The sequence below is a fragment of the Oleiphilus sp. HI0117 genome (assembly GCF_001635235.1).
In genome coordinates, this window is record NZ_LWGA01001165.1 from 1 (window position 1) to 5,327 (window position 5,327).

The 5,327-nt window shown below is 44.7% G+C and carries 5 protein-coding genes; 1 reads left to right on the top strand and 4 read right to left on the bottom strand.

Translation table 11 applies throughout. The features are described from left to right. Positions 1-122: 122 nt before the first annotated feature. Genes A3757_RS20645 through A3757_RS20660 form a run of 4 tightly spaced genes read right to left on the bottom strand, consistent with a single transcriptional unit; the run spans position 123 to position 3,566 of the window. On the bottom strand, positions 123-1,229 hold the full coding sequence (locus tag A3757_RS20645) for a YafY family protein (RefSeq protein WP_068514624.1): 1,107 nt from the start codon (positions 1,227-1,229) through the stop codon (positions 123-125). A gap of 25 nt (positions 1,230-1,254) precedes the next feature. Beyond that, positions 1,255-2,037 (bottom strand): TSUP family transporter, encoded by a 783-nt coding sequence (locus tag A3757_RS20650; protein WP_068553420.1) that lies wholly within the window; start codon positions 2,035-2,037, stop codon positions 1,255-1,257. Positions 2,038-2,042: 5 nt separating this feature from the next. Continuing rightward, entirely contained in the window at positions 2,043-2,978 is a 936-nt protein-coding gene (gene ylqF / locus A3757_RS20655) for a ribosome biogenesis GTPase YlqF (RefSeq protein WP_068553421.1), read from the bottom strand. Next, the gene (locus A3757_RS20660; RefSeq protein WP_068553422.1) at positions 2,979-3,566 is read right to left on the bottom strand and encodes a gamma carbonic anhydrase family protein; all 588 of its coding nucleotides are present in this window, start codon (positions 3,564-3,566) and stop codon (positions 2,979-2,981) included. It abuts the gene before it with no gap. Between the two features lie 254 nt (positions 3,567-3,820). Between A3757_RS20660 and A3757_RS20665 the strand changes: the two genes are divergently transcribed. Beyond that, positions 3,821-5,327, top strand: a 1,507-nt coding sequence (locus A3757_RS20665) for a M3 family metallopeptidase (protein ID WP_068740222.1), incomplete at its 3' end; no start/stop codon positions are given.

A 5,327-nucleotide genomic window follows, 5' to 3' on the forward strand; every position in this document is an offset into this window, starting at 1 on the left:
CTTTAAAAGAGATTTTTGAAGGTCAGGATATGCGTTTGGTACTGGTTGAGCCAGTTTAATAGAGGAAGTATGTATTGACGCTAGAGCCAATAGTTTCATGCTTATCTCGTTTAAACTTAATGTCAGTGTTGACGCTTTATATAGTTCGCCCGTATCAAGTCGATGTTATCGATAAGGTCCTGTTTGATGATGTCGGGCGATATCACTTTGGCCTGAGGGCCTAATGACATTAACCAGTTTCTGAGTTGAACCGTGCGCTTAGTTGTAGCACTTAAGCTCCAGTCATCATCGTGAGCGTGATGTAGCTCCTGATCGTGACTGATAGGGTTGTCGTGTAAGTCTTGTATTAAATTGCTGTGTTTTCCCGTCGTAATACTCAGCTCCAGGGTGTAAGTCTGAGCGTCTTGAAAGTCGATTAAGACATCCATATTTCCTTGATCTAGATAGCTTTTTAGCTCGAAATCTTCAGGCACCGCATTTGCGTGACTGCTAACACTTAAGTCACTTATCTTATGAATCAAGAAACTTCGAAAAGCCTCATCGCCCTTTTGCATGTCACCTTCCTTCTTGGCGACTAAATATATTTTCGGCAGCATAATCGCAACGCCGAAAGGATGAACCTCATAATCTTTGAGTTTTCCTTGGCTTTGATAGCTTAGTATCAGGCGTTTGCGATGAAGGATAGCGCTGTATATCCGGTTTAGCATTTCCAGGTCAAAATCGGCAGCCTTTAACTGTTGCCCGCGTTGGAAAAATTCTACGGCGCTAGTCAGGCGTTGATAATGCTTGGGGGAAATCGACTTCTCTTGTTTTAGAAGCTTGTCTTGAGCTTCCTGAAAAATAGATTTAAGGACATTCTGAGTATCAACAGGTAAGACTTGCTTCAGATGCTTTTGGCTTATGGAGAGTGCCAATGCCATGTAGTCAGGCATTTTCTCAAAACTGTAGCCAATAAGAGAATAAGGGTCGAGACGCCAGAGCCGGCTCTTTCCCAGGCCTTTTTCAGTGCTTAGGCCAAACTCGTTATGGTAGTCATTATCGTCTATTTCGTCACCGAGTAGGAACTTCAAGTCACGTTGTACGAGTCTAAACTGGCTTTTTGCTTTGGAGGCCTGAGTATCCAGATAGCCTGCATCACTCAAATGCTGAATAATTTCATCCGTGCCGATGGCGAGGTGCTGCGACTTCAAATAGTTGAGTATTTCTAATCTTCTAAGAAAGGTTTGCATTGGTCCTCACTTTCAATACGGTGGCTTATTGCAAAGCGCGCAACAAACCAATAAAACTGACGAGCAGTAAGACGCTACCCATTACGCGATAGAATACGACTGAGTCGGTTTCTTGTAGTTTTCGGTGAAACTTTAAACCTAACAGGTGGCCAAGAGCCGCGCAGGGTAGCAGCCATAGTTGGTGGGTTAGCTGGAAGTCGACATTCAGATAAATAAAAGCTGCGACTTTGATCGACACCAAAATAAACCATAGGGCAAATAAGGTGTCTCGCAGCTGCTCCTTCTTAACATGTGAGGCGAAAACAGCTGTTAATAAAGGAGCCCCGATGAGTGAGGTACCACTGACGTAACCACCGAGCATTAAAAAAGTGATATCCAGCGACTTAAAACGGCTCTTAAAGGGCTTGTTAAAAATATAAGTGACGGAATAAACCGCGACGATAGAAAATATTATTAAACCCATTACGGTAGCAGGCAAGGTTATGAGCCCAAATACGCCAATAATCTTAGGAATCAGCATAATTAGAAGCGCACGCTTTAGATAGGGCCAATCAATAGCTGATTCGTCTTGTGCGCCCTGGTGTGCATATTTCTTGCGAATCTTGTGATTTTCAAAAAATATTAAGCCCGAAAAGAATAGCAACTGAAGCGAAATGATTGGCAGGTAAAGCAAAGGGTCATTGTGAATTAACAGTAGGAAGGGCAGTGATAGTACTGCTCCCCCAAAGCCTAAGCCTGAACGCACAAATCCACTCCAAATAAAGGTGAGAGCGATTAATGCACACTGAACAAGGCTAAGTTCTGACATTATCTTTAATCAGCGTCCTGATTACGTTTTTCCTTTGCCTCTTCTTCAGCCTGGCGCTTGGCTTCAATCATGGCGCGGAACTCAGCAAGTTCTCGTTCCATCATTTCTGGAGTCTCGAGGCAAATCTGGCCTAGCTTGCCTGAACGTAATTCATTTAGAACAATAGTTGCGGCTTGATATAAGTCGACAATACCACCCGCCCTTAGGCAGCCCCGTTTACTACCGATAAGTTTTAATAACTCCAGCTTATCTTGCTGAAGATCAAAGGTAGAGAAGTCGAGCTTGAAGCGAGTTGCCAAGGCTTCTGGGTAATGGTTTGCCAAATGCTCCAGGGCAAAAATAGCGACGGATTCATATTCCATTGCGGTGTCTTTAACCGCGCCTGTTGCCGCTAAACGATAACCACAGGTTTCGGGTTCGAGTTTTGGCCAGAGTACGCCAGGGGTGTCCGAGAGAACGATGCCGTTATCAAGGTTTATCTTTTGCTGGCGCTTTGTCACCGCAGGTTCGTTGCCAACTTTTGCAATAGCTCGGCCGGCGATGGAATTAATCAGGGTAGATTTACCGACATTGGGAATGCCCATAATCATGGCATTTATGGGCTTATCTGAATCTTGACGATGTGGTGCGAGTTTTCGACATAAGTTGGCGATAGCGCCTTTATTGCTAAGGGTATTAGCACTAATTGCCAAGGTTTTAACTTGTGCATCTTTTTCGAAGTGTTCTTGCCAAGCTTTGACTACGTCTGGATCAGCTAAATCAGACTTGTTGAGAATCTTAATGCAGGGTTTATCTTCCTTAAGCTGGCGAATCATTGGGTTGGAGCTGCTGAATGGAATCCGAGCGTCCAGTATTTCTATCACCACATCTATTTGAGACATGACTTTCTTAATTTCTTTGCGGGCCTTGTGCATATGACCCGGGAACCACTGAATTGCCATCTACTTATCCTGATTCTTAAGAGAGTCTGGACGAGTATCCAAACCTTGTTTTGAAAGGTCATCCATATGCTGGTTTTTCAGTTTGACGTAATTGCTTGCAGTGTACTTGAAAAAGGTTTTTTCCTTGTCACTAATGGGGCGGATCTTTTTTGCTGGGCTGCCACGATACATATGGCCGGACTCCAGAACCTTGCCTGGCGGGACAACGCTACCTGCAGCGAGAATGACCTCTTCTTCTATCACCGCGCCGTCCATAACAATCGCCCCCATGCCTACTAATACTCGATCTTTTACTGTGCAGCCGTGTAGCAGAGCTTTATGACCAACGGTAACGTCAGAGCCAATGGTGAGTGGAAAACCGTCTGGATTATAGGGGCCAGCATGTGTGATGTGTAACACAGAGCCATCCTGAATACTGCTGCGTTCACCAATTCGAATTTTGTGCATATCACCGCGAATCGCGACTAAAGGCCAGATAGAGCTATCGGCTCCGATTTCAACATCACCAATAACAATGGCTGTTGGGTCGACGAAAACTGATGAGTCTAGTTTGGGGGAAAAGTCGAGATAGTTTCTCACGCAGCTCATAGGCTGATCCTCTTGTGATACATCTGGCGGTGTTATTGACGTCGTTGCGACCTAAGTGTTTTTTCGGTTCAACTTGAGGGCAGAGAATACCGAAAATTAGTGATCTTCACCAGTATCTAGCGCTATGCGAGCAAGTTGCTATAGTGAGACTAAGGGCTTTAAAAAATCATCAATGCCCCCATAAAGAATAAATTGTTCCAAGCTGCTTAGCTCGCTTGCCTTAAAAATATACCAAATAGATAGAGTTAAAATTAATGAACCCATTGTTAGCTGATTCGCCACTGCCACTGTTTGAGCAGATTACATTAGAGCACTTTGAGCCCGCATTAGATAAGGTGCTTGCAGACAACAGAGCTTTAGTCGAAAAGCTTGTAACTGATAAACAATATTCTTGGCAAGATTTTGCGTATCCTTTAGAAAGTGCTGACGATCGCTTGAATAATGTTTGGTCGGTTATTTCCCATTATAACTCAGTGCTAAATTCCGATGAGTTGAGAGAAATCTACAAGCGCCTTATCGCTAAATTGACAGAATACGGTACAGAAATGGGGCAGAATAAGGACTTGTTTTTAGCTTATCAGGCCTTGGCTGATAGCGATGAATACGCTGGGCTGAGCCAAGCTCAAAAGCAGTCAATCAAACATACTCTTCGTGGCTTCAAGTTGTCGGGAGTGGCGTTGGAAGATGATGAAAAAGAAGCCTACTCGGCATTGAAGAAGGAGATGTCAGAGCTGACCAACAGCTTTTCGGAAAATGTCTTGGATGCGACACAGTCTTGGACGCTCTATTTTGAAGACGTTGATTCACTTGCAGGTCTGCCAGAAAGTGCACTACAACTGCTCGAAAGCCAGGCAAAAGCCAAGGGACATGAAAAGGGTTATCTGATTACCCTGGATATTCCTAGTTATTTGCCGGTTATGACTTACTGCGATGATGCCAATATCCGTGAGCAGCTATATCAGGCTTATTTGACTCGCGCTTCCGACCAAGGACCTGATGCGGGTAAGTGGGATAATAGTAATAATATCCAACGCATACTCAGTTGCCGTCAGGCGCTTGCTAAGTTGCTGTCGTTTGACAATCATGCCGAGCGCTCCTTAGCGACTAAAATGGCAGACACGCCAGATGAAGTGATTGAGTTTTTAGAGCAGCTTGCAGGCAAGGCTATTGATTACGCAAAAAATGAAGTAGAAGAGCTTAAAGCCTATATGAAAGAAGAGTTCGGTGTGGCTGAACTGAATCCCTGGGATGTGGGCTATTATTCCGAAAAGCTTCGACAGGCTCGTTTTGATATTTCGCAAGAAGCGTTAAAGCCATACTTCCCAGCACCAGTGGTTCTGCAAGGCATGTTTGATGTGGTTCAGAAACTGTTTGGCATTGAAGTCAAAGAGCGCCCTGAGGTGAAAACCTTCCACCAAGATGCTCGCTATTACAGCATTTATAGCGAGGGTGAAGAAGTAGCTGGTTTCTATCTGGATATCTATGCCCGAAAAGACAAACGTGGTGGCGCCTGGATGGCAGACTGTCGTGCACGCAGACGTTTGGCCGATGGCTCTGTGCAAATGCCGGTAGCTTTCTTGGCGTGTAACTTTACACCGCCTGTTGCGGATGAGAGCGGTAATCTGGCAGATAGCTTGTTAACTCACAATGAAGTGACGACACTGTTCCATGAGTTCGGACATGGTTTGCACCATATGTTAACCAAAGTCGATGTTGCTGGGGTATCAGGTATTTCTGGGGTGCCTTGGGATGTGGTTGAAC

Coding starts and splice junctions, on each gene's coding strand:
- A3757_RS20650 (WP_068553420.1), bottom strand. CDS start 2,037: ATGTCAGAACTTAGCCTTGTTCAGTGTGCATTAATCGCTCTCACCTTT.
- A3757_RS20645 (WP_068514624.1), bottom strand. CDS start 1,229: ATGCAAACCTTTCTTAGAAGATTAGAAATACTCAACTATTTGAAGTCG.
- ylqF (WP_068553421.1), bottom strand. CDS start 2,978: ATGGCAATTCAGTGGTTCCCGGGTCATATGCACAAGGCCCGCAAAGAA.
- A3757_RS20660 (WP_068553422.1), bottom strand. CDS start 3,566: ATGAGCTGCGTGAGAAACTATCTCGACTTTTCCCCCAAACTAGACTCA.